This window comes from Granulicella mallensis MP5ACTX8, from assembly GCF_000178955.2.
Taxonomy (GTDB): domain Bacteria; phylum Acidobacteriota; class Terriglobia; order Terriglobales; family Acidobacteriaceae; genus Granulicella; species Granulicella mallensis.
The window spans coordinates 2,220,183-2,242,860 of the sequence record NC_016631.1; the positions used below are offsets into that span (position 1 = coordinate 2,220,183).

Below are 22,678 nucleotides of genomic sequence, written 5' to 3' on the forward strand. Positions count from 1 at the left end.
ATTAGGACTCTGGCAACCGAGGAGATCGGCAAGGCATACGGTGGACGGCAGGTAGTTCGAGGCGTCAGCCTGGAGATACGGCAGGGCGAGGTCGTCGGCTTGCTGGGCCCCAATGGCGCCGGCAAGACAACGAGCTTCTATATGATCGTCGGCCTGGTACGGCCGGACAGTGGCCGCATCTTTACGGACGGGGCCGACATCACCCGCACTCCGATGTATCTGCGGGCGCGAGAGCATCGCATCAGCTACCTGCCGCAGGAGCCCTCGATCTTTCGCAAGCTGACGGTGGAGGAGAACATCCTCGCTGTGTTGGAGACGCAGCACAACACCTGGGAGGCGCGGCGCAAGGCCTCCGAGAACCTCATTCTGCAGCTCAACCTTGGCCATGTGCGCAAGACGCGTGGATACGCACTCTCAGGCGGCGAGCGCCGCCGTGTGGAGATCGCCCGCTGCCTGGCCATCAATCCGGCGTTTATCCTGCTGGACGAGCCGTTTTCCGGCATCGACCCGATCGCCGTGCTGGAGCTGCAACAAATCATCTTCGACCTGAAGGCCAGCGGAATCGGCGTGCTCATTACGGACCATAATGTCCGCGAGACGCTGAGCGTTACAGACCGTGCGTACATCATCAACGAGGGGCGTATCTTCCGCACGGGGACGCCGGGGGAGCTGGGGCGCGATCCTGAGGTGAAGCGGGTGTACCTGGGTGAGGGCTTTTCGATGGGTGGGGTTTGACGACGAAAACCCAGCAATAATAAAAGTAAAAGCAAGAGCGCCCAACGCTGTAGAATGGCCCTAGAATTGCTTACGGATGGTGGGTCCGAGGCAAAGTGCCTTCCGCGCGTATGCTTGGAGGGTTCGCGAGGTCGATCTTTGTTGTTACAGCCCAGACTGAATGTTCGAGTCTCGCAGCGCCAGGTGCTCACTCCGGGCCTGATGCAGATGGTCAGTGTGCTTGCGCTCAACAAGCTTGAGCTCAAGGACATGATCAACGGCGAACTGGTCGAAAATCCAGTGCTGGAGGAGATCGAAGAGTCCTCCGAGACGTTCGATGAACGTACAGCCCGTGAGGGAGATCGTGAGCGCAGTGCGGAAGACCTCGTGGTAGAGGGGGAGCGCACTGAAAAAGATCCCTTCGATGAGATCGACTTTGGGAGTTACTTCCAGGATTATCTTGATCCCGGCTTTCGTACCGCCTCCAACTTCGAAGACTATGACAGCGAGAAGCCGTCGTTTGAACACTTTCTTGCCCAGCCCAGCACGCTGAGCGATTACCTCACCTGGCAGCTGGGTTCGATGCCGCTGCGCCAGGAGCTTCGTACAGCCGTTGAGTTGGTGATCGGTAACCTGAACGAAGACGGATATCTCACCGCGAGCGATCAGGAACTCGCCGAAGCACTGGCTGGCAGTGAAGCGGGGCAGGCTGAGCTTATTCTGGTCGCCGAGGCGCGGGGTGTTGTCGCTCATCTGGACCCCATCGGCGTGGGGGCACGCGATCTGCGCGAGTGCCTGTTGCTGCAGATCGAAGCGTTGCGGTGCGAGGCGCTCCTTGTGGGGAAGCGTAATAGGGCTCCCGTTCCAGAGGATGCGGTGGCAACTTTCGACGCGGCTGCCCTGATTGCTGACCGGCATCTGTCGCTGTTGCAGAAAAAAGATATGCGCGAGCTGACGCGAGTCTCGCATCGCACGCCGGAGCAGGTTGCCGCTGCTGTGGATCTGATTCGCAGCCTCGACCCTCGGCCCGGCCAGCGCTACAGCAGCTCGGACACACGCCTCATCGAGCCGGATGTCGCTTTCGTCAAGCGTGGCGATGAGTATGTGGTGGTCATGAATGAAGAAGACCTGCCCGCGCTGCGGCTCAACCAGGGCTATCGCAAGATGCTGCGGGAGAAGAGCACGGAACGCGAGGTGCGGGAGTATGTGAAGGAGCGCTACAAGTCCGCTATCCAGCTCCTGCGCAACATCGAGCAGCGCAAGAATACGATCGTTCGCACCTGCGAGGCTATCGTGCGGCGGCAGCAGGAGTTTCTCGAGCGCGGTGTCGAGGCCCTGAAGCCGATGATGATCAAGGAGGTCGCCGAGGAGATCGGGGTCCATGCTTCGACGGTTAGCCGGGCTGTCGCAAATAAATATGTTCACACGACCCAGGGGGTGTACGAGCTACGCTTTTTCTTCACTGAGAGCGTGAACGGGCCGGAGGGGGGCGACCTGCCCTTGCTGTTGCTTAAACGCCGTGTTAAGAAGCTGATCGAGGACGAAGACCCACGCAAGCCGTGGACCGATGAATACCTCGCCGCGGAGTTGCAGCGCCAGGGAATCCGGGTTACCCGCAGGACGGTTGCGAAGTATCGCGAAGATATGCAGATTCCCAGCACCCACCAACGCCGTGTACGATGATCCGCATCTTACGGAGACGGTAGCTTCTAAAGCTGCCGGGACGAAGGGAGTTGTCCATGATCGTTGAGTACACCGGTCGCCAGACCGTAGTCACAGCAAAACTCAAGACGCAGGCAGAAGCGGGCTTGGCACGAGTCGCCAAGGTTGCCAATCGCTGTACAAGCACCCATATCATCCTCACAGAAGACAAATACCGTAAGATCGCTGAAATTACGGTGCAATGCCGCGGCGACCAACTGGTCGCAACCTGTGAGGCCGTCGAAATGGAGGTTGCATTGCATGACGCGCTGCAGAAGGTCGAACAGCAGGCCATCAAGCACAAGAAACGATTCGATACCGTTCGCGATCATCCCCGGCCCATTCCGCTTCCGCTAGAAGCGGTTTAGAACTTTCGAAGTAAGCCACGCGCCTCCTGTCCAGGAGGCGCGTGGTGTTTGCGGGCGATGGAGCTTCTCGCTAACGTTTTTTTAGGCTGTCGGTGCTAGGATGCACGCATGGCATCCAAGCGCGCCGCCAAAGCTTCGTCCAAACCGGCAAAAGAATCCAAATCGACTAAGAAACAAGAGTCCCCTAAACGTGAGCTGGTCATCCTGACGGGAATGTCCGGCTCCGGCAAGGCGTCGGCGCTGAAGGCGTTTGAAGACCTCGGCTACTACTCGGTCGATAATCTCCCGCTGGAACTGATTCCGCGCTTTGCAGACCTGGTATTGAAGTCCGCCGAGATCACACGCGCGGCGATGGTCGTGGATGTGCGCGAGGGCATCCGGCTCGATCGCTTCCCGGCGATCCTCAAGCAGGTGCGCAAGGTGCTGCCGGCTCGCGTCGTGTTTCTCGAAGCCAGCGAAGAGGCTATCGTGCGGAGGTTCTCCGAGACTCGCAGGCCGCATCCGCTGGGGCGCGGTGAGACCGTGCTGGCCTCCATCAGCGCGGAACGCAAACGGCTCGATCCGGTGCGTAATGTCGCCGATATTCTGCTGGACACCACGCGCTTCAACGTCCACGACCTGCGCGCGCATATCAATGCACAGTTTGAGCGCGGCGGCGGCACGAGCGATCGCAACCTGACGATCTCGGTGACGAGCTTCGGCTTCAAGAACGGCGTGCCGACGGATGCCGATCTCGTCTTCGACGTGCGCTTTCTGCCCAATCCGCACTTCGTTCCCGAGTTCCGCAAGTTGACGGGCAAGCATCCCAAGGTCGCCAAGTACATCCGGCAGTTTCCGCAGACCAAGGAGTTTCTCGACAAGGCTACGGACATGCTCACCTTCCTGTTGCCGCACTACATCAAGGAGGGGAAGAGCTATCTCACGGTGGGGATTGGTTGTACCGGCGGGCAGCATCGTTCCGTGATGATTGCCGAAGAGCTGAAGAAACGGCTGGGGGGCGCGGGCTACCGGGTGAAGACATCGCATCGCGATATGCCGCGTTAGGCCGTCGACGAAGGTACACTTTCTTTTGATGATGATCTTTGGCATTGCGGTCTGTAGGAGTTGCGCATGAGGCGCATCTGGCGGCTCCTTCGTTATCTACAGAAATATGCGCTGTATTCGGTGACGTCGGTTCTGCTGATGGCTGTGGTTGGTGCGCTTGCCGCGTTCCGCATTTTGCTCATCAAGCCGATCTTCGATAACGTCCTGCGCCCGGATGCGCCACCGGCGTTGGTGTTGCTCTTCCATATTCCTCACACCAGCATCACTGTTAACCTGCAGCACTTCGTCCCCAGTCACTTTCGTAACGCCTGGACGGTAGTGGCAGTAGCGTTGGTGGGCTCGGCCATCATCAAATCGATCTGCGACTATCTGGGTACGGTGCTGGCGAACAAGGCCGGCTTCGGCATGATTACCGATATACGCAACGACCTGTACGACTCGGTGCTGCGGCGCTCCACGGCCTTCTTTCAACGGCATTCCACTGGTGCTCTCATCTCCACGCTCATCAGTGACGTTGAACGTGTGCAGGCTGCCATGGCTACGGTGATGAGCGACTTTCTGCAACAGATCTTCACTCTGGTGTTCATGATCGGCGCGGTGATCCTTACAGGCGGACGTATGGCCTGGGTGCTTCTGCTGTTTGTGCCCGTCATCGTGTCCTCGGCGCGACGCATCGGCCGCAGTGTTCGCAAAACGACGCGCCGAGGCCAGGACAAATTAGCCGAGATTCAGAACATTGTCCACGAGACCATCACAGGCAATGGCATTGTGAAGGCGTTTGGCATGGAGTTGTGGGAGATGAACCGCTTCCGCAAAGCAGCGGACAGGCTGCTCACAGCCAACATGCGGTCGGTTGCGATACAGTCTATCTCCTCGCCGTTGATGGATGCCCTGGGGGCGGTCGCCATCGCGTTGTTGCTGCTCTTTGGACGGGATCGCATCATGCATCACGGCATGAGCGCCGGATCGTTCGTTGCCTTCCTGATCGCGACCTTCACACTTTACGATCCGGTGCGAAAGATGCCGGTCTACTACAACAACTTCCAGCAGGCGGTCGGCGCCAGCCAGGAGATCTTCAAGTTCATCGACGAGCAGGATGAAGTTCTTGAGCGCAAGAAAGCGATTACACTCAAGAGCTTTGGCGGGCTGATCGAATTTCGTGACGTGCGTTTCGGCTATGAGCGCGCCGGGGTGGCGAAGGAGGTGCTGCATGGCATCTCGCTAACTGTTCGCCGTGGTGAGGTCGTGGCGCTGGTGGGCCCGAGCGGGGCGGGGAAGTCGACGCTGGTAAATCTGCTGCCACGTTTTTTCGATGTGACAGGCGGTACGATTTTGCTGGATGAGCACGATGTTCGCGATCTTACGATTGCCTCGTTGCGGGCGCAGATCGGCAAGGTCACGCAGGAGACGGTGCTCTTCAACGACACGGTGCGAAACAACATCGCCTATGGACGCCCCGATGTTTCCATGGAGAAGATCGAGGCTGCGGCAAAGGCTGCACTGGCTCACGACTTCATCCTGCGTATGTCGGATGGCTACGACACGATGATTGGCGAACGCGGTGCGCGGCTCTCTGGTGGGGAGCGGCAGAGGATCGCCATTGCGCGCGCTATCCTCAAGGACGCGCCGATCCTCATTCTCGACGAGGCGACCTCTGCGCTCGATACGGAGAGCGAAGTCGCGGTGCAGGCCGCGCTGGCGAACCTGATGCAGGGCCGGACGGTGTTGGTGATCGCACATCGGCTCTCGACTGTACGCAGGGCCGATCGCATTGCGGTGATCGAGCGAGGAAGCGTGACCGAGCTGGGATCTCACGATGAACTGGTGGAGCTTGGTGGCATGTACAGTCGGCTCTATAAATTGCAGTTTGGGCAGGACGATCTTCTGGAGGCTGACCTGGGCGAGGTCGTTGCGGCTGAGGGTGAGGGTGTGGTCTGAAGGCCACGGCTCCCTCCGTCTCCGCGACGCTAAAGCGTCACGGAACGCGCTTCGCGCTGTATAACTTTGTTCGGCGATGAGCTAACGTCGGAACGCTCGAACCGGTACACTGTCAGGAGAACTTAGACCCATGGCTGGCAGGCTTGTTATCGATATGGCTGGTATTCTCTTTATCATTTCGGCGCCTAGCGGCTCGGGCAAGTCCACCCTCGTATCCGAGGTTCGGCGGCTTGTCGAAGGTCTCGAGTTCTCCATCTCCTACACCACGCGCCAGCCGCGCGGGTCCGAGGAGAATGGCAAGGAATACTGGTTCACGAATCATGCCGAGTTTGAACGCATGATCGACGCGGGCGAGTTTCTTGAGTGGGCCAAGGTCTTCGGCAGCAACTACTACGGCACGGCGGTCTCCGCGCTCGAACATGCCCGTACCCACGGACACGATCTGCTGCTCGATATCGATGTGCAGGGAGCGCTCCAGGTGATGAAGAAGGTGCCGGAGGCGGTCTCGATCTTTATTCTTCCTCCCAGCCCTCAGGTTCTGGAGATGCGTCTGCGCAATCGCAGCCAGGCTGAAGGTGTTACCGATGAAGCTGTCATTGAAGAGCGCCTTTCGCAGGCCCGTAATGAACTTCGGCATCTGTCGGACTACAAGTACGCGCTGATTAACGATCAACTGGACCAGGCGGCGTCCGAGATGCGTGCCATCGTGCTCCACCAGCGTGGCGAAGAGGGCGAGGTGGCGGAGACGGCGGCACGATGTCTGACCTCTGCGCACTCGGCCAGGTTGGACGCCGCGCTGACGAGCTTTCAGGTTTCGACGGCGATTGTGTAAGGTCTTCACCACCACACAATCGTGTTCGGAGCGTAAGATAACTGCATCCCCCCGGAGGTCCTCGTTATGGCTGCAAATGATGATCTGTTTCAGAACAAGTACAGCCTTGTGAAGGGCGCTGCACGTCGCGCTCGTCAACTGCAATCCGGTGCGCCGCCGCTCGGCGTTTCAACCTCGATGAAGGCCTGCCGCGTGGCGCAGGACGAGGTCCGAGCAGGCAAGGTCACCTACAGCGTCATGGCGAAGAAACCCACTCCTCCGACGGTACTATAGAGAGGAATGAGTCTTACTCCGCAGCAGCATCTCCGCGCCTATGTCGACTACCTGCGCGACCTCGGCATCTACGACCTTTATCGCCGCGAAAACCCTGCGACACTCTTGCCTGAATCGGTGCGTGAAGCCTTTGCCGCCGAGGCAAAGCGTGTGGCCGCGCCTGCACAAGCGCCGGTAAGACCTGCGACGCCTGTGCCGCGCAGCGTTCCTGCTGCGGTGCCACCGCGCGCTCCGGTGGCACCTCCCGTGCCATCTCCTGTACCAAGGCCGCCAGTTCCAGCCAGGGCCACCGAACAGCCTCCCGTGGCGTCTTATTTTGACTCAGAGCCTTCGCCGCTCAATCTTCCGCCGGAGCTCGCAGTCCCTATGCCGAAACCTGTTTCCTTCGATCAGCTTGCGCCGTTGCCCACGCAGATTCTTCCCGCTGCCGAACGGCCTGCGGCACTCGAAGCCATACGTGCCGATATCGGCGACTGCACACGCTGCCCGCTGGCCTATGCCGGCCGCCATACCATCGTCTTCGCGGATGGCGACCCCAATGCGAAGCTGATGTTCGTCGGGGAAGGCCCTGGGGCCGATGAGGATGCCAGCGGTCTCCCGTTCGTGGGCAAGGCAGGGCAGTTGCTCAACAACATGATCAAGGCGATGGGGCTTCAACGCGAAGAGGTCTATATCGCGAACATTGTTAAATGCCGCCCGCCGGGGAACCGGACGCCCGAACCGATCGAAGCCAATACCTGCTCGCAGTTTCTGCTGCGCCAGATCGACATTGTGCGGCCGCAGGTGATTGTGGCGCTGGGCGGCACGGCTGCGACCTATTTGCTGGGGGTGAAGCAATCGCTCAGCTCACTGCGTGGGCGCTGGCACAGTACTCGCGGCTCGAAGCTGGTGGTTACGTATCACCCGGCCTTTCTGCTGCGCGATCCGCGCCAGAAGGGCGAGGCCTGGAAAGATCTGCAGATGGTGATGGCGGAGATGGGCCTGAAGCCTGCGGCGAAGGCGTAGTTAGACCGTATTACTTTAGGGATTACTTGCCCCTACAGGACTGGGTGCCCCATTCTCGACGCGCAGTATTATGCGCGGCAGGGTGGGGTATGGACGCAAAGCGGGCCACAAACATTGGAATCGCGCTCTGCGTCAGGGGTATCGTGCGAAGCACGACTGTTTCTGCATGGAAGTGGAGATCTTGCCTCGACGGAAGAGAGCGGTCGTTTGCTACCGCAAACGATACCCCACCCTGCCGCGATAAAGCCGCATCGAGGATGGGGCACCTGGTTGTAGCCGGTTCTTAGTTCGCGTTAGTACCCGTTATCGTCGCTCGAACTGCTGTCGTCGGTCGAATCGTAATCGTCGTTGCTGGAATCATCGTCTCCGCTGTCGTCAAAATCATCCTTGTCGTCTTTGGAATCGTCATCCTTGTCCGTGTCGGCAAATTTAGAGACGCCGGAGTCCCGGTCCTTGCCGTCATCGCGGCTGGCATCGTGGTCCGGGTTGTAGAAGCTGCTGTCATCATGGCTGGAGGAAGCTTCGTGATGATGCTCCCCGCCTTCGCCTTCTCCGTAGTAGTTGTTGACGACCTCAGTGGGACGCCCCTCGCTGAAGCCATGCCCCTCGTGGCCTTCGCCGAAGCCGCGAAAGAGCGACTCTATGCCCTGGAACGCGACCTCTCCCGCAGCGACGCCGGCGGCTGTCTGCATGGCGCTGCGAAGGAAGCCGCCACCGCCGCCCATCGGAGATCCTCCCATCGGCGCGCCATAACCCATGGGTTGGCCATAGGCAGGCGGTTGCGGGTAGCCTTGCGGTGGGTAGCCCTGTGGAGGATAGGGCGGATACGCTGCCTCTGCATACGGTGGATAGCCTGGGTTGTTCACAGGCTGATAGGGAGTGGACGAAGCAGGATAGCCAGGTGCCTGGCCGGGCTGCGGCTGCTCATGCGATCCGCCGCCGAACAGGTTGCCAAGAAAACTTCCGCCGGACTTCGCAGGAGGAGGTGGCGGCGGCTGACGTAGTTCATCGAGCTCGGCCTGCATGTCCTGTAGCTGCTGCTGGGCCTGCTCCAGACCGTACTTCTGCACGAGCACGGTCTGCGCGAGTACGTAAACGGCATCGGGATAGCCTGCGAGCCCCTGCTGGAGCCGCTTCTCTGCGTCGGTGTCCTTCTCGGCGAGCTGCGTGCTGCGAATTCTCTGGACCAACTCGTCGATCATCTGCTGTTCTTGCACTGTCACGGGGCTACTCCTTGGTGCTGCTAAGGTTACGATGCGTTCTAGAGCCAATACGCACATTTCGTGCCGGTGGTTCATTGGTTCGACGTGCCGGGCAGAAAAGCGTTTGGAGCGTGCTGGTCTCTCCTGCTAAACTACACAACGAAGCAGTTTGGATGCCACCACCTGGTGTGCGCCGCTCTGTGATGTGGGGCTGTAGCTCAGTTGGGAGAGCGCCTCGTTCGCAACGAGGAGGTCAGCGGTTCGATCCCGCTCAGCTCCACCATTAAAATCAAGCAGTTAGCTTGAAAATCTGGGAACAATAAGAAAGCCCAGAGCCGCGAAGGAACAATAAAGGAACATTAGGCGATTTTTGCCTGCGGAAGTACAAGCGAAGCTACCCTTTCTCCAGCATTCCTCTTCTCATTCCCTACAGTCTGTGCGTATGTGCCTAGCGTCATCTCCGGTGTGTAGTGCCGCGTCAGCTCCATGCTCACACGAAGACTTGCTCCGCTGGATAAGAGTAGGGAAACATAGCTGCGTCGTAAGGAATGCCGCCCTAGCTTAGACTTCGTGATCTTCGCGCGTTCGATTGCTGGAACTACGTTCCTACGCCAGAGCGTTCCAGGCCAGAGTGGCTGCTTGCCGAAGTGGAACTCCGATGCAAACACCCAATCGTCTTTATCCGAATAGGAAGTTTGCTCGTGCCAAGCCTTGAGAGCTTCCAAGGCTTGCGGCGGGATGGGCAAAGGGCGGCGTGAGGAATCCGTTTTGGGTGGCCCCTCAACACCATCGACGTAGGAGCGCCGAACGTCAAGAATCTCAGGCCAACCAAAAGACCTGAAGAAGGCGAAGGCTGCTTAGCCTTCACCCCTTCCTTCGATGGAGCCTGCGAACCCGCAGGCTCCATTCTTTTGCCCGTCCTTCCCGCCCGGGGGTGTTGCTCTTGCCATGCAGGAGCAAGCTATCCCCTTCCACCCGACGGGCTTGGCTTGCGCTGAGTGCTTGCCTTCATCAGTGGATTCTGAACTTCTTGCTCTCGTCAGCGACGAGAGTAAGAAGTTCAGGAGAGCATTCGGAAGATGAAGAAAGCGGTTGTGCTTATTATCGACAAGAGTTCGGGCTACTGAATCGTTACCGCGACCTGCGCACTGCTTGTGTCTCCCACGCTATCGGCTACGGCCACGGTGATCGTATTGGTGAACGTAACGTCTACACTGCCCACAGAAGAGGTTGAGGCAGCATAGGTTGCGTCTCCTCCATAAGCTGCGGTGACACTCTGGACACCGATCGGCAGTGAGCTGGTGGAGAGGGTTGCAGAACCCGAAGCAAGGCTTGCAGTGCCGAGCGATGTGCCACCCGATGAAAAGGTAATGCCGCCTGTTGGTGTCCCCGTGCCTGAACCTGGCGTCACCTTCGCCGTCAGCGACAGTGGTGAGTTGAAGGCAGGTGTCGTGGAGGAGAGAGATACCGCCGTGCTGGTAGCGATCAAGGCTGGTGTGCTGCTTCCCGAGTTTGAGCCGTTATTACCGGAGCACCCACTTGTGAGGGAGAGCGAGAGCAGGGCCGCTATCATCAGCACCGTGAGATTGAACCGGCGTCGTCGGGGCAACAGGAGGATCAATAGTCCGGAAAGACTCACGATGGTCCCGGCACCCAGCCACTGACTGCTGTGTGTGGCCATTGCTGCCACTGGACTCGACTTTACGATCAACGGGGTGGCAGCCTGCAGCGTCAGAGTAGAGGTGACCGAGCCACCATTGGCGGCAACCGGCGTGCTGAACGTGCATGCCAATCCAGCCGGTAGTGTTGCAGGACAGGAGAACGATAACGATATGGGGTTGAGAGTTGCAGCGCCCTTAGGTGTGACCGTAACTGCCACGCTGCCGGTTGCGTTTGGAGCGAGTGTCAGAGTGGCAGGATTGATCGTTGCTGTAAACGGTGCAGCCAGGGTGACAGCAGGTGCGGAGACGTTGGAGGCGGCATAGTTGGAGTCTCCGGAGTAACTAACTGTGATGCTGTTCACGCCGGATTGCAACTGGCTGGACGATGCCGTGACATAAGCCGTGGCGGAGGGCATTGTTGTGGAAGCACCGGGAGTTAGAATCCTGGAACCTAATACCGCCCCCGTGGTGGCATTGGTGAACGTGGCGGTGCCGGTAGGGCTGACTCCGCCGCTGACCGCGGGAAGAGAGAGGGTGAAGGTTACGTATTGTCCTGTCTCTATCTTCGTTTCGCTGTCAGTGACGGACGCGCCGCTCGCAGTGGCCTGAGTGATGGTGACGGGCAGGCCATTGGATTGGCTGGGAGCAAAGGTCGCATCGCCTGCATAGTTGGTAAATAGCTGATAGGTGCCAACGGGAAGTTGTGTCGCGGGGATCGTTGCTTTTCCGCTGGCAAGTGTCGCTTCGGCTACGGAGTTACTGTTGAGAACGGTGCTGTTCGTCGTAACGCCTACATCTCCGCCGGGTGTGCCGGTGGCTGGTGCTACCGGTGTGACCGTTATATCCAGATTGATAGCGGTTCCGTACGGCACCGTGGTCGGGCTGCTGGACGTAACGGCAACGCTGGTTGGAAGGAACGTCGTCGCGGCGCTGCTCCATCCGTTCACCAGGTTCGCGGCATTGACGGAGCCCAGGCCGGTCGCGAGGTCGTATCCGGCTCCAGCGTTGTAGCCCGGCAGGATACCGATGTTATCTGTCGCTACAGCCGGAGTGCAGTCTGGCGATCCTTTGAGGCAGGGAACAGCGTTACTTCCCGTGGTGATGTCGTAAAACAGGCAGGCATTTCCCGTTGCAGCCGTGGACGAGCTGCAGGCAGCCGCGTTGCCGCTGTTCGCGTACTGGGTGGAGGCCAGCTTATACAGCACGTAATTCACGTTGCCCTGTTGCGAAGCTGTCTTCTGTTGTACGAGCGCCAGCATGCCGGCGAAGATCGGGCTGGCGAAAGATGTTCCGCCCGCCCCTTCAAGCTCATTGTTCACATCGCAGGTTCCAGTGGAGGTGGCATCGGATTGGCAGTAAACATAGAGGCTGCCCCACAATCCGTTTCCGGCCATGAGCGAGACGTCCGGCAGGTCGCGGACACCATCGCCCGGAATGCCCATCACGCCGCTCTGCCAGGCTGGCTTTGGATAGCCACCGGAACAAGGGGCTGTGGTGCTTGTGCCTACAATCGTGCAGTTGCTGGCACCGCCTGAACCGCCGATGGTGTCGAGGAAGGAATCGAACTCGTTGACATCGTTGCAGACTGCTTCAGAGGTGGCATCGGTTCCTCCATTGGCCTGCAGGGCTGCCAGAACTTCAGGGCTCGCGCAGCTGTTATTCCAGGGCGACTCTGGAATATAGGACTTGGCCGATTGCAGGGTGTTTGGGGCATTGGTGGAGTTCCAATACTGGCTCGGATTATTGAAACTGGCTGGGAAGTCCGTGCCTCCTACAGCCACGTTATAAGGGGTGGAGGCGATGCCGCTTACGCTCAAGCCTTTTACGGCATATTCTTCACCATCGTCGCAGACGGACGATCCTGAATCGCCGGCGGCGGCCAGTACGGTAATTCCCTGGGCGGCTGCCTGCTCCCAGATCAGGGAGTAGTACTGGTTGCCTGATGTTCCCAGATCCAATTCGCAGGCTCCATAGCTCACGTTAAGAATCGAAGCCAGATTGTTGTTGATGATGTAAGCCGCTGCCCCATCAATACCGCCGGACATCGCGGTGTTTGCTGCTACGACCAGGTCGATGGTGGCGTTCCTGGCGACGGCTCCGGCCCATTCCACATCCAGGTCGGCTTCGGATTCAACACCTCCACCAAGGAGACCTGGATTGGGACCGTAATAGATAAGGTTGAGCTTTTTGGGTGGTAGGCCGAAGGTCGTTCTGAAGTAATCCACGTCGGCGGGATTGATATCCGACTCGCTGACGATGGCAATGGTCTGGTTCGTGCCATCGATGCCTGCATTCCATAAAGGCAGCACGTTGTAGATGGTCGCGAGATCGTAAGGCCCGAGCGCCGTGAGATTTTGTCCCTGGCTTGTTGTTGTGAATTCCGGATGTACCTGCCGCGTTGTGACTGCCGGCTTCCAGCCGGACTTATCCCGCTTGATTAATTGCGATTGCGAGTGCATGGGATGCCGGGGGAAGTTATTCAACGAGGAGAAGCCGCTTACGACCGGTGCCAGCGCAGCGGGAATCTGCGGGTCGCTCGCGTTCGCCCAGTAAAGCTGGCCGTTGACTTTATAGCTATGGATCTCCGTGTGAAACGCAGCCTTCAATTGGGCGTGTGTTCCTGAAAACATGATCAGGTTTCGGCCCGGCATGGGAGCTTCGACGGAGAAGCCGTAGCTCTCAAGCCATTGCGTAACCTTCTGGATGTCCTGCGGCGCGGCTCCGAACTGCTTGCCGAACTGTTCCGGTGTCAGCCACTTGTGATAGCTGGGCGACTTAGGATTTTGCTGATCGTCTACCAGCTTCTTCAGGCTGGCCTGCGTGGCTTCGCTGCCTTTGAGCACAAGGATCGTCCGCCCCAGTTGAAGCGAATCTGACGCAGCGCCCTGATCGGCAGCCGGTTTAGCCAGGGGATGAAGACTGCCTTTCAGGGGAACGAGTTGGCTTTCATCGATTGCCTGAGTAATCAAAGGCGTCGCGACGCTCGTTTGAACTGGAGTCTGGGCCAGACCCAGCGTTGCCGCATATCCCAATAAAAAGAGAGCAAAGAACCTGTGCCAGAAAGCCGGAAGAAGCCGCATACTCGTAATTCTCCGAAGATATTTGTGCTGATAAATCGTTTGAAGGAATGTCTGGGTATTACAAACAGCGAGGCCTGAAGCCAGCTTCCAGGCCTCGCTTGTACGCGCTACTGGGTTACGGTGAGAGCAATCGTTTGGGTCTGGGTGATCGATCCGGAGGTTGCTGTCACGGTAAGGGTTGAGGTCCCAGTGGGAGTGCCTGGATATTTGTCCGGGTTGCTGTTGCCACTGTTGCCCCCGTTGCCGGAGCAGCCGTTCAGCATTGCAATCGATCCAAGCGAAACCAGTGCGAGTGCGACGATCGCAAGCTTGCCACGCCAGTGGCGTCGGCGCGGAACCAGGAAGAGCAGCAATCCAGCCAGACTGAGACCGCCTGTTCTTTCCATCCATGAACGGTTGCCGGCCTGGTACTGATTGTTCTGCGGGGTCGTCGCAAGAATGACCGAGACGTTGCCGGCCTGGTTAGCGCCCAGGGTCAGACTGGCTGGGCTGATCGTGCAGGCAGACGCGGTAGGCGCTCCTGAGCAGGTAAAGCTGACGACTCCGGTAAACGTGCCATTCGTCACCAGATTCAGTACCGCCGATCCGGTGGCTCCCTGCTGCAGGGTCATGCTGCTGGTGCTCGCTGTCAGCGAGAACATTGGAGCGCTGGGGGCTCCGACGTTCACCGTGGCGTTTGCAGTGGATGCGTTATGGAACTCATCGCCGGAGTAGCTCGCTGTCAGCTTATTGGTCCCGGCTATTAAGGCTATCGTGGTGAACGCTGCCGTGTTCCCGGATAGAGGGGCAGCGCCCAGCACAGTTCCGTTGGCGGAGAATGAGACCGAGCCGGTAGCCGTGTAACCCGTAACTGGTCCGCTCAGCGTTGCTGTCAGCGTCACCGGAGCACCCTGCGCTGGGCTGCCTGGAGTCGCTGACAGCGCCAAAGCATTCGCACCCTGGTTTAGAAACTCAGCGGTGTTGAAGAGTCCAGTTACCAGCAGGTCATTGCCTCCGGTATTGCCGAAGTTGCCGGTGAAGGTATACATGGAGTAGGGATCCTCGAACGACTCCGCCGAGTCCATCTCGGTGAGAACCGGGCCGAAGGATCCGTTCTGGTTCGGAAGAATCTGAACCAGCGGTACTGGAGGCGGTTGACTGAAGGGATTGCCGAGTCCGGCCGCGCTGTTGACGGTAGCCAGTGCAAGGTCGGGATAGCCGTCGCCGTTGAAGTCCGCATAGGAACCCCACAGCGCATAGAAGCCTGTATCGACCAGGGACGGCGTGCCGAAGATGAGGTACGTTTGCCCGTACTGAACCACCTGGCCCTGAGACGGCAGCAACAGAACGCCCATGGAATTGAGAGCGGTTGTGAACGACCCAGGTACGTATTGCCCCTCCGTGGTCAGCGTAAGGTCCTGCTGGCCATCGTTGTTGAAGTCGCCGGGTATGATGTCCGAAACAATATAGCCCACAGCGTTTTCGGTCAGATTGGTCGTGTTGAAGGTGCCGCTGCCATCGGCGTTATTGGGGACTGCGTAGATAGCGTAGAAGGCGCTTGCGCCGGTCAGGAAGTTGCCGTTATCCATGTCGTCGGCGGCGAGATCGAGGTTTCCGGAAGCGCCGCTGAAGTTGATGAGCTTCACCATGTAGAGCGAGCCTCCGAGCGGTGTAAACGTCGCGGTGTTGAAGGTGCCGTCAGCCTTGCCCAGGAAGGTGAAGAAGCCCGAGGGCGTTGTACTTCCTCCGCAGGTGGAGTCGCCGGCATAGGCGATCACGATATCGGGAATACCGTCGCCATTGACGTCGCCGGTATCCCCATATCCCAGAGAACAGCTGATGCTGGTGCCAAGATTGAGCGGAGTGGGCGTGCCGAAGCTACCGGAAGGACTGGCGGTTACGATGTCCATTCCTCCACCGGTCCCCAGCAGGAGACTGGTGCCGAGGGTGTTCTTGACCGTAAAGGGCTCGACGAACTCGAAGTTGATGTTCACGAGCGTGGCGGCTGGAACCACTGTTGCAAACGTAAAGTTGTTTACCTGATTGGAGCTGTTAGGATTGCCGTTGTTCAAGCCAACGACCAGGTCGGGATATCCGCTATTGGCTGCCAGGTTGGATAGATCGAAAGCGATGACGTCCTGCAAACCGTCCTTATTGAAATCTCCGACAGCCTCAACCTGGATGTTGGAGCCAAGGGCAGAGTAGTTGGCGCCTCCATTGAAGCTGGCTCCTGAGACTGGCGGAGCGGCATAGAACTGTCCAGCGCTGCTCGCGCTAAACGCTCCCATGTTCTGGTAATAGCCGAGCTCGTTCAGGTAGGAGTCGGACCAGACGAAGGAGTTGAAGCCGCTGCCGTCAAAGTTGGCGGGCTGAGGCTGCTGATCGCCCCCAAGGCCGCCTACAACTTGTGTTGGTGCGCCATAGGTGTGGTTCCCGGTACCAGGAAAGATAAGGGTTGAGCCTGCGGTGTAGACCAACAGATCCAGCACGCCGTCGTTGTTCATGTCGGCAAGATTCAGGAGCGCTTCGTTGGGTATGGGGAACGAGGGAGTGGTTCCGCCCGATGGCGGATTGTTCTGATTTGCGCCAACCAGAATCTTGGGCGCAGGCAGGGTGAAGCTTCCGGTGTTCGGCTGATACGTGCTGTCATACACCGTGCCGTCGCCCGTCATAAAGACGATGTCTGTTACCGGGGCACCCGCGCTGATGCTGGGAGCGGGTTGTCCGGGCTTCGGCGCAGTTACCGGGACACTCAGGTTCGTGGCATAGAGAGAGCCGAACGATAGGGCCAGGGGAGAATCGGTGATGGTAGGCCCGGCAGGTTCAACGGGGGTGCTGAAGGTGCCATCCGCTTTGCTGGAGAGACAAATCAAGGTCTCTCCCGTGTTGGCCTTATTGGCAACTCCCATATCTGCCAGAAGGAAGACGATCCCGGAAGTGGTTGAGCCATCGTTGCTGAGGACGGCCGCCTGTGCGGGCGAAACGGTGTAGTAATCGTTGAACGTTACATTGTTTTCTTGTTTGGAGGGCAGCACAGTCAAATTGCCTTTGCCGTCATTCAGAAATGTTTGGAGCGTGAATGTGCTGTGAAAAGTGTTGTAATCCAGATTCGAGGTGAGGGCCACCACATCAGGTTTACCGTCGTTATTGAAGTCGCCCACCAGGATGAATCCGCCATAGAAAAATCCCGCGCCGTTCGCCGGCGCGACAGGATAGATCACAACCTTGGCGAAGGTGCCGTCCCCTTTGCCCATCCAGACGAGGATGTTGTTGTTTCCGTAGTCCATGCCGACGAGATCCAGGTTGCCGTCACCGTTCATATCCGCGGCATACGCCGTAGTGAGGAACGGTTGTATGGAAGTTGCACTGGTATCGGGGGGCAGGGGAGTGATATTCGCAAGATTCTGCAGGGAGCCGGGATTCAGGATGATGCTGATGCTCCCGTCGTTCTGGATGGCGGCAACGTCAGGTTTGCCGTCGTTATTGAAGTCGCCGGTGACAGTGACGTACAGGGTGGAAGTATCCGAGCTGTTGGGAACGAGAAACGGAGCTGCCACGAAGGTCGGGAAGTTCGGGGTGTTACCGATTACGCTCGCCGCACCGGCTGCGTTCGCCTTCATGGAAAGAGCTTTGCCGGTTGCGCCTGTCGTACTGACTGGCTTCAGCATCTGCGCGAGGGTCGGTGCTAGCTGACGGTCGAATGGCGTCTTCAGTTTCGGATTAAGCTGCCGGGCGGCAGACTGGGCGTGTTGAATCGGCGTTGGCCGGGCGTTGCTCCCCTGCTTTGTCATGAAGGGATTGCTCGGCGCAACTCTGGGGGAGGCAGGCGCACTCCCTTGAACATTCTGGGCCATCGCCCTGGCGGCGACGGAGGCGAACACTGCAAACAGTGCAAACGTAGAAACCAGCCGAGCAAGAGGCGTCGTTCTCATGGAGCTCCTTAAAACAGAAATGGAGTGCAATCTGGATCGCGAGCGACAGACCGGAGAGGGATACCAGATGACCTGTTCACTCATGAAGTTTCTGCGAGAGTCTTAGAAACACCGCATCAGGGAGGCCTTGTCAAGAAAACTTAAATTAACTCTCCTTTAACTGCCATTACCCGCTCAATCATGTTTGAAATGAGGTGGTTAGCTTTCGGCGTCCGCCTTGAATCGAGAGGCTTCAGAGCGGCCTCGAAGGGCGGTTCGCCGGGATCAAGCTACAATTTTCATGAAAAGATGTCTGATCCCTCTGTTTCTGAAGACCCACCCCTACATGACGCCTACCGGTTCGACCACTTCGAGGTTCGGGTCCTGTCGGAGACGCTCCTGTGCGATAACGAGAGGGTCAAAATTCAGGCTTTGCCCTTCCGTCTGCTACTCGTGCTGCTCGAAAATGCGGGCAACGTAGTCACCATCGAGGAGCTGGGACGCCGCCTGGGCGGACCCATGTACCAGGTAGAACTGGGCAGTCTCCGGGTCGCAGCCACCAAGCTGCGCGAGGCGCTCGGGGACAATGCCATGGCTCCCCGTTTCGTTAAGACCATCTCCGGCCAGGGGTACAAGTTCATCGCCAACGTAACGCCGGTGGACGATCGTTCCACCGAGCTGTCGCTGGAATTCGTCCCCAACCCTGCGCTGCCGGCAATCGAATCTTTCTCAGTCAGGCGTATCTCCAGCAAGACCGTCATGGTTCTGCTGGTGGCAGGTGCTGTTTCGATGATCGCCGTTATGGCAGGCTTCCTAATCTATAGAGAGAGCCACATCGCCCTGGCTGGCGAGCACGACCTGATCGTGCTGGGCGGCTTCACCAACAGCAGCGGCGATCATGATATGGATGGGACCCTGTCCTCCGCCTTCCGGGTGAAGCTGCAGGAATCGCCCTATCTGAATCTGGTTTCAGATCGAAAGTTTCGAACTTTGGTGAAAGATCCCGAAGTAGCTACGCTGAACGACGAGTTGAATGCATGCCGCACTTTGCGCGGACAGATCCTGCTCAGGGGGCAGCTTGCTTCCCGGAACCCTGGGAATGAGGTGGCGTTGACGGCATGGGCCTGCTCGAGCGGCCGGAAGCTGACGACGCAGAAAAGTGTGGCCTCTACAAAGGCAGACATTCTGCCAGCCCTGAACGTTGCCACGGAACAGATGCGTCGCCGTCTGGGCGAACCGGATAACTCTTTGCAGCGATTCAATGTTCCACTCAATCAGGCCACAACGAGTTCCCTGGTTGCCCTTAGAGCTTTCACACAGGGGGAAGATAAGCGAGCGCAAGGTTTGGAATCCGATTCGATCTCGGACTATAAACTTGCTGCCGACCTCGATCCCCAGTTCGCCCTGGCCTATGCCCGGCTTGGCGCTATCTACTTCAATGCCGGTGAGTATGTGTTGAGCCGACAGTATTTTCAAAAGGCTTTCGATCTCCGCGCACGCACGACTGACCGGGAACGGCTCTACATCACCGCAAACTACTATGGGTTCGCGACAGGCGAAGTGTCGCGCGCAACGGAAGCCTATGAACTCTGGCGGAAGGTCTATCCACAGGACATGGCGCCAGTAAATAATCTGGCCATCGAGTACCTGCTGATTGGGCAACCGGAGAAGGCGGTAGAGCTGGCGCGAACGGCAGGCCAGTTGGACACGACGATCGACCTGGCCAACGCTACATGGACTCAGGCCTATCTCGAGGTGGGAGACTACGCCTCTTTGAACGCCCTTTGTAAGAGTTCACTGGGAGAGGAGAGCAACACTACCGTATTTCACGTGCTTTGCTTTCAGGGGGCCTTTGCCCAAAACGACGAGGCAGGCATGCAGCATCAGCTGCAATGGGCTCGCGGGAAGTCACAAGAGACTTTGTTGCTTCAGGAAGCCGCCAATGTTGCCGTGTCCAGGGGGAAAGCTGCCGAGGCATGGAGGCTCTTTGACCAGGCAAAGGAGAGTGCCCTTCAAAACAATCTCGTCGAATTCGCAGCGGGCACCACACTTAACAAGGCTACTTCCAAGGCGGACGTGGGTTATCCCGGCGAGGCCCGGCACGACATCGAAGACGCTCTGAAGTTAGCTCCGAACGGCCCACAGACACAGGGTTTCGCGGCGCTAGCCCTGGCTCGTGCTGGAGAGACCGCTCTCGCGCAGGCGGAAGCCGGCAAGGCGGCTGCACAATCTCCGCTGGACACCATTCTAAATTCGTCCATCCTGGCCTCGGTACGTGCGGCGATCCATTTGCAAAAGCATGAGCCGGAAGAAGCCGTGCGGTCTTTGGACGTAAGCCGTGTTTATGATTTCAATGAATTCATGCAGCTTGCACCCTCCTACTATCGAGGGTTGGCGTATCTCCAGATGAAGCAGCCGAAAGAGGCTGCCGCCGAGTTTCAGCGGGTGATCGATCACCGCATCATCGCGCCCGATTCTCTTTACGTAGAGCTTTCGACTCTGGAACTTGGACACTCTTTGCAGCTTATCGGGGATACCTCTCACGCGCGGCTCGAGTACGAGCAGCTCGAAGAAGTATGGCGGGATGCAGATACTGACTTTCCACCTCTCCGGCAAATGCACCGGTATGAGCAGCAACTTCCTCGATGATCTTTGGACAGCGAAACTAAAGCAGGCTGTTTGTTGAGGAGTCCTTCATTTTCAAAGGTGCTAAAAGGATTGATCTCGACCCTGTGTTTGTGGGGAACCTCACATCTCTCAGTTGAGTGTAAGACCTACATCTTGTCGGCAATTTCCAACTAACAGTCCCAGAACCAATCAACAAGCAAGTCTCTTCGACCCGCAGTAGGCGCGTCAGAAATGTTGCTTTCCGTTCAGGACCTTGGACACCGTCACCACGGATACTCCAACGGCTGCGGCGATGTCTTTCATCTTTGGCGGCATAGTCTAGGGTGCAGTTTACCGCAGGTATTCTTTGGCTGACACGAGGTCCCCGAGTTCAAGGCCAACTAACTGATTGAGCGGCTTCTGCCCGAGCAGATGAAGAAGCGTATGTTCGCCGACGAATCCGCTTGCGCCGGTCACTAGAATGTTGCCCACTATTGGATTTTTTTGCCCTTCGGAAGAACTTACGTTCCATAACTAACGGTTCAGATATGAAGAGTGTCGTGGCAGATTCAAGCGCTGCCTTCTAGGAGCGAAGGTTACGAGGATCAAATGAAATATCTGAAAATTCCAGTAGTTTCGTCAGTGTTTGGAGGAGCAGTTCCAAGCCAACAGAAATCGCAGAACACGCTGCTTCTATGGGGAACGGCTGGTTTGATAAGCCGCAAGTCTAACGTCTTCACATTGCATAGCGCAGACTTGTCCCAGACGCCGAACCATTGTTAACCTCTCCCGTTTTTGCTAGGAAGCGATGCACGAGATGGCTCCTTCAGCCCCATGGGTGCCTTCTTCACCGAGCTCTTTCCCACTGCCATCCGAGGCTCCGCGCAGGGCTTCTCCTACAATCTTGGCCGCGGTGTAGGCGCCTTATTCCCCGCGCTGGTCGGCTTCTTCGCCATCCACATGCGTCTGGGCCATGCCATCGCCCTGTTCGCAGTCTCTGCCTACCTGCTCATGACTCTCGGGGTTCTCTTATTGCCGGAGACCTGTGGCGTGGAGTTGGAAGAGAACGAGAAGAGTGCGATTGTCTAAATAAAAGGTTAAGTCATAAAGTTGCATTAGACGCATTTAAGGATCTGAGGACGATCTGTGATGAAGATGTTGCTAGCATTGCTTGCTCTATCCGCGCCGGTGGCGGCGCAAACACCTATGCCGGTGATCCCGCCCACAGGTTACGTCGAGGTTGCCGATGTCAATCTCGCGTACTGGGTCTATGGCCAGCCGAGCAAGGCAACGCCGGTGTTTGCGGTGAACGGTGGTCCGGGGCTTTCGCACATCTACATGGTGCAGAACGATGTATGGCTGCAAATTGCGAGGCATCGGCAGGTGGTGTTCTATGACCAGCGCGGGACGGGCAGGTCTCCTCTGAAGCACGCGGATGCGGCGATGAGAATGGACGCACAGGTGGCAGACCTTGATGCCGTACGCGCGGCGCTGCACCTGGACAAGATCGATCTGTGCGGCGACTCGTATGGAGGCTTTCTGGTGACGGCCTACACGGCTGCTCACCCGGAGCACGTAGATAAGCTGATCATCTCCGACGGCGTAGTGGGCTGGAAGAGCATCGTACACCTATTTCCACAGGTGTTTCCGGACAAACTAGAGGCGCAGGAGGCGAGTATGAGGGCCTCTACCGCAAACGACGAGGAGAAGGCGCAGCAGGGGCTGCGCGACCACTTCAGCATGATCTTCTATAGCCGCGAGAAGCTGGACTACTACATGAGCCACGCGAAGGACTTGGGCAACTCGCCTGCGACGGGCCAGGCAGTGCAGGCTGCAACGGAAGACCTAGACCTAATGCCAGCGCTACCGAAGTTCTCTGTTCCGACATTGGTCATCACGGGGCGCTATGACATGAACGTGGCGCCGCTGACGGCGTGGCGCATCTATAAGGCGATCCCTGGAGCGAAGTTTGAAGTCTTCGAAGAGAGCGGGCATCTGCCAAGCTATGAAGAACCGGAGAAGTATGTGCGGGTGATAAATGCGTTCCTTGGCAAAGAGTAATTGCGAAGCCATGCTTTCGCGCGTTTAGGGTGGCTGCGATTAGTCGAGAAGAGAGAACATGTCTATGGCCGTCCTCCGATGGTGGAACGACATGCGGGCCAGGAGTGGATGGGCGGGTCGATGGCCGCGTTCGAAAATAGTTGCGTGTGTGATCGATCACCATGAGCAGCATCAAGAGACCGCGAAGGACGTCAAGTGACTCGATACGATAGTTGCGTCCCGAAGGTCTTTCCTGGGGAGAGCTGTTGAATCGTCTTTGAAGATGACATATCTGATTCATGGATATTTCTGTTGGAACACAC

At 58.0% G+C, this 22,678-nt stretch carries 16 protein-coding genes and 1 tRNA gene; 12 read left to right on the forward strand and 5 right to left on the reverse strand.

The window, feature by feature from the left end:
- From lptB to ACIX8_RS09505, 8 genes are all read left to right on the forward strand, one after another.
- Entirely contained in the window at window positions 1-735 is a 735-nt protein-coding gene (gene lptB / locus ACIX8_RS09470) for an LPS export ABC transporter ATP-binding protein (RefSeq protein WP_044178242.1), read from the forward strand.
- 138 nt (window positions 736-873) lie between these two features.
- Window positions 874-2,397, forward strand: coding sequence for an RNA polymerase factor sigma-54 (gene rpoN / locus ACIX8_RS09475; protein WP_014265120.1), 1,524 nt, complete (start codon window positions 874-876; stop codon window positions 2,395-2,397).
- 56 nt (window positions 2,398-2,453) lie between these two features.
- Window positions 2,454-2,783: a ribosome hibernation-promoting factor, HPF/YfiA family gene (hpf, locus tag ACIX8_RS09480; RefSeq protein WP_014265121.1), complete on the forward strand. Its 330-nt coding sequence runs from the start codon at window positions 2,454-2,456 to the stop codon at window positions 2,781-2,783.
- A 108-nt stretch (window positions 2,784-2,891) separates the two neighbouring features.
- The gene (gene rapZ / locus ACIX8_RS09485; protein WP_014265122.1) at window positions 2,892-3,827 is read left to right on the forward strand and encodes an RNase adapter RapZ; all 936 of its coding nucleotides are present in this window, start codon (window positions 2,892-2,894) and stop codon (window positions 3,825-3,827) included.
- Between the two features lie 66 nt (window positions 3,828-3,893).
- Window positions 3,894-5,765, forward strand: coding sequence for an ABC transporter ATP-binding protein (locus tag ACIX8_RS09490; RefSeq protein WP_014265123.1), 1,872 nt, complete (start codon window positions 3,894-3,896; stop codon window positions 5,763-5,765).
- Between the two features lie 130 nt (window positions 5,766-5,895).
- Entirely contained in the window at window positions 5,896-6,597 is a 702-nt protein-coding gene (gmk, locus tag ACIX8_RS09495) for a guanylate kinase (protein ID WP_014265124.1), read from the forward strand.
- Between the two features lie 66 nt (window positions 6,598-6,663).
- Window positions 6,664-6,870, forward strand: a complete 207-nt coding sequence (gene rpoZ / locus ACIX8_RS09500; RefSeq protein ID WP_014265125.1) for a DNA-directed RNA polymerase subunit omega — start codon at window positions 6,664-6,666, stop codon at window positions 6,868-6,870.
- Window positions 6,871-6,876: 6 nt separating this feature from the next.
- On the forward strand, window positions 6,877-7,875 hold the full coding sequence (locus tag ACIX8_RS09505; RefSeq protein ID WP_014265126.1) for a uracil-DNA glycosylase: 999 nt from the start codon (window positions 6,877-6,879) through the stop codon (window positions 7,873-7,875).
- A 293-nt stretch (window positions 7,876-8,168) separates the two neighbouring features.
- On the opposite strand, the gene ACIX8_RS24520 is transcribed toward ACIX8_RS09505, so the two are convergent.
- Window positions 8,169-9,098, reverse strand: coding sequence for a DUF2076 domain-containing protein (locus ACIX8_RS24520; protein ID WP_014265127.1), 930 nt, complete (start codon window positions 9,096-9,098; stop codon window positions 8,169-8,171).
- A gap of 186 nt (window positions 9,099-9,284) precedes the next feature.
- On the opposite strand from ACIX8_RS24520, the gene ACIX8_RS09515 reads away from it, so the two are divergent.
- Window positions 9,285-9,360: transfer RNA gene (locus tag ACIX8_RS09515), tRNA-Ala, on the forward strand.
- Window positions 9,361-9,436: 76 nt separating this feature from the next.
- Here ACIX8_RS09515 and ACIX8_RS26505 read toward each other — a convergent pair.
- From ACIX8_RS26505 to ACIX8_RS09530, 3 genes are all read right to left on the reverse strand, one after another.
- On the reverse strand, window positions 9,437-9,895 hold the full coding sequence (locus ACIX8_RS26505) for a tyrosine-type recombinase/integrase (protein WP_083836649.1): 459 nt from the start codon (window positions 9,893-9,895) through the stop codon (window positions 9,437-9,439).
- A 302-nt stretch (window positions 9,896-10,197) separates the two neighbouring features.
- Window positions 10,198-13,818, reverse strand: coding sequence for an Ig-like domain repeat protein (locus ACIX8_RS09525; protein WP_014265128.1), 3,621 nt, complete (start codon window positions 13,816-13,818; stop codon window positions 10,198-10,200).
- Between the two features lie 107 nt (window positions 13,819-13,925).
- A complete protein-coding gene (locus tag ACIX8_RS09530; RefSeq protein WP_014265129.1) occupies window positions 13,926-17,729 on the reverse strand; it encodes an FG-GAP-like repeat-containing protein in 3,804 nt (1,267 codons plus the stop codon).
- A 288-nt stretch (window positions 17,730-18,017) separates the two neighbouring features.
- Between ACIX8_RS09530 and ACIX8_RS09535 the strand changes: the two genes are divergently transcribed.
- On the forward strand, window positions 18,018-20,357 hold the full coding sequence (locus ACIX8_RS09535) for a winged helix-turn-helix domain-containing protein (RefSeq protein WP_190273759.1): 2,340 nt from the start codon (window positions 18,018-18,020) through the stop codon (window positions 20,355-20,357).
- 204 nt (window positions 20,358-20,561) lie between these two features.
- Here ACIX8_RS09535 and ACIX8_RS26510 read toward each other — a convergent pair whose 3' ends face one another.
- Window positions 20,562-20,651 carry a LacI family DNA-binding transcriptional regulator gene (locus ACIX8_RS26510; protein ID WP_083836651.1) on the reverse strand — a complete coding sequence of 30 codons (90 nt, stop codon included), beginning with the start codon at window positions 20,649-20,651 and terminating at the stop codon, window positions 20,562-20,564.
- A gap of 498 nt (window positions 20,652-21,149) precedes the next feature.
- On the opposite strand from ACIX8_RS26510, the gene ACIX8_RS09540 reads away from it, so the two are divergent.
- Together ACIX8_RS09540 and ACIX8_RS09545 are read left to right on the forward strand one after the other, a co-directional pair.
- Window positions 21,150-21,404, forward strand: coding sequence for an MFS transporter (locus ACIX8_RS09540; protein WP_044176474.1), 255 nt, complete (start codon window positions 21,150-21,152; stop codon window positions 21,402-21,404).
- Between the two features lie 60 nt (window positions 21,405-21,464).
- A complete protein-coding gene (locus tag ACIX8_RS09545; protein WP_014265132.1) occupies window positions 21,465-22,376 on the forward strand; it encodes an alpha/beta fold hydrolase in 912 nt (303 codons plus the stop codon).
- The last annotated feature ends 302 nt before the right edge of the window (window positions 22,377-22,678 follow it).

Bases quoted from the DNA above. Each gene is read 5' to 3' on its own strand.
- hpf (WP_014265121.1), top strand. From the start codon at position 2,454: ATGATCGTTGAGTACACCGGTCGCCAGACCGTAGTCACAGCAAAACTC.
- rapZ (WP_014265122.1), top strand. From the start codon at position 2,892: ATGGCATCCAAGCGCGCCGCCAAAGCTTCGTCCAAACCGGCAAAAGAA.
- ACIX8_RS09490 (WP_014265123.1), top strand. From the start codon at position 3,894: ATGAGGCGCATCTGGCGGCTCCTTCGTTATCTACAGAAATATGCGCTG.
- gmk (WP_014265124.1), top strand. From the start codon at position 5,896: ATGGCTGGCAGGCTTGTTATCGATATGGCTGGTATTCTCTTTATCATT.
- rpoZ (WP_014265125.1), top strand. From the start codon at position 6,664: ATGGCTGCAAATGATGATCTGTTTCAGAACAAGTACAGCCTTGTGAAG.
- ACIX8_RS09505 (WP_014265126.1), top strand. From the start codon at position 6,877: ATGAGTCTTACTCCGCAGCAGCATCTCCGCGCCTATGTCGACTACCTG.
- ACIX8_RS09525 (WP_014265128.1), bottom strand. From the start codon at position 13,818: ATGCGGCTTCTTCCGGCTTTCTGGCACAGGTTCTTTGCTCTCTTTTTA.
- ACIX8_RS09530 (WP_014265129.1), bottom strand. From the start codon at position 17,729: ATGAGAACGACGCCTCTTGCTCGGCTGGTTTCTACGTTTGCACTGTTT.
- ACIX8_RS09535 (WP_190273759.1), top strand. From the start codon at position 18,018: ATGTCTGATCCCTCTGTTTCTGAAGACCCACCCCTACATGACGCCTAC.
- ACIX8_RS26510 (WP_083836651.1), bottom strand. From the start codon at position 20,651: ATGCCGCCAAAGATGAAAGACATCGCCGCAGCCGTTGGAGTATCCGTG.
- ACIX8_RS09540 (WP_044176474.1), top strand. From the start codon at position 21,150: ATGGGTGCCTTCTTCACCGAGCTCTTTCCCACTGCCATCCGAGGCTCC.
- ACIX8_RS09545 (WP_014265132.1), top strand. From the start codon at position 21,465: ATGAAGATGTTGCTAGCATTGCTTGCTCTATCCGCGCCGGTGGCGGCG.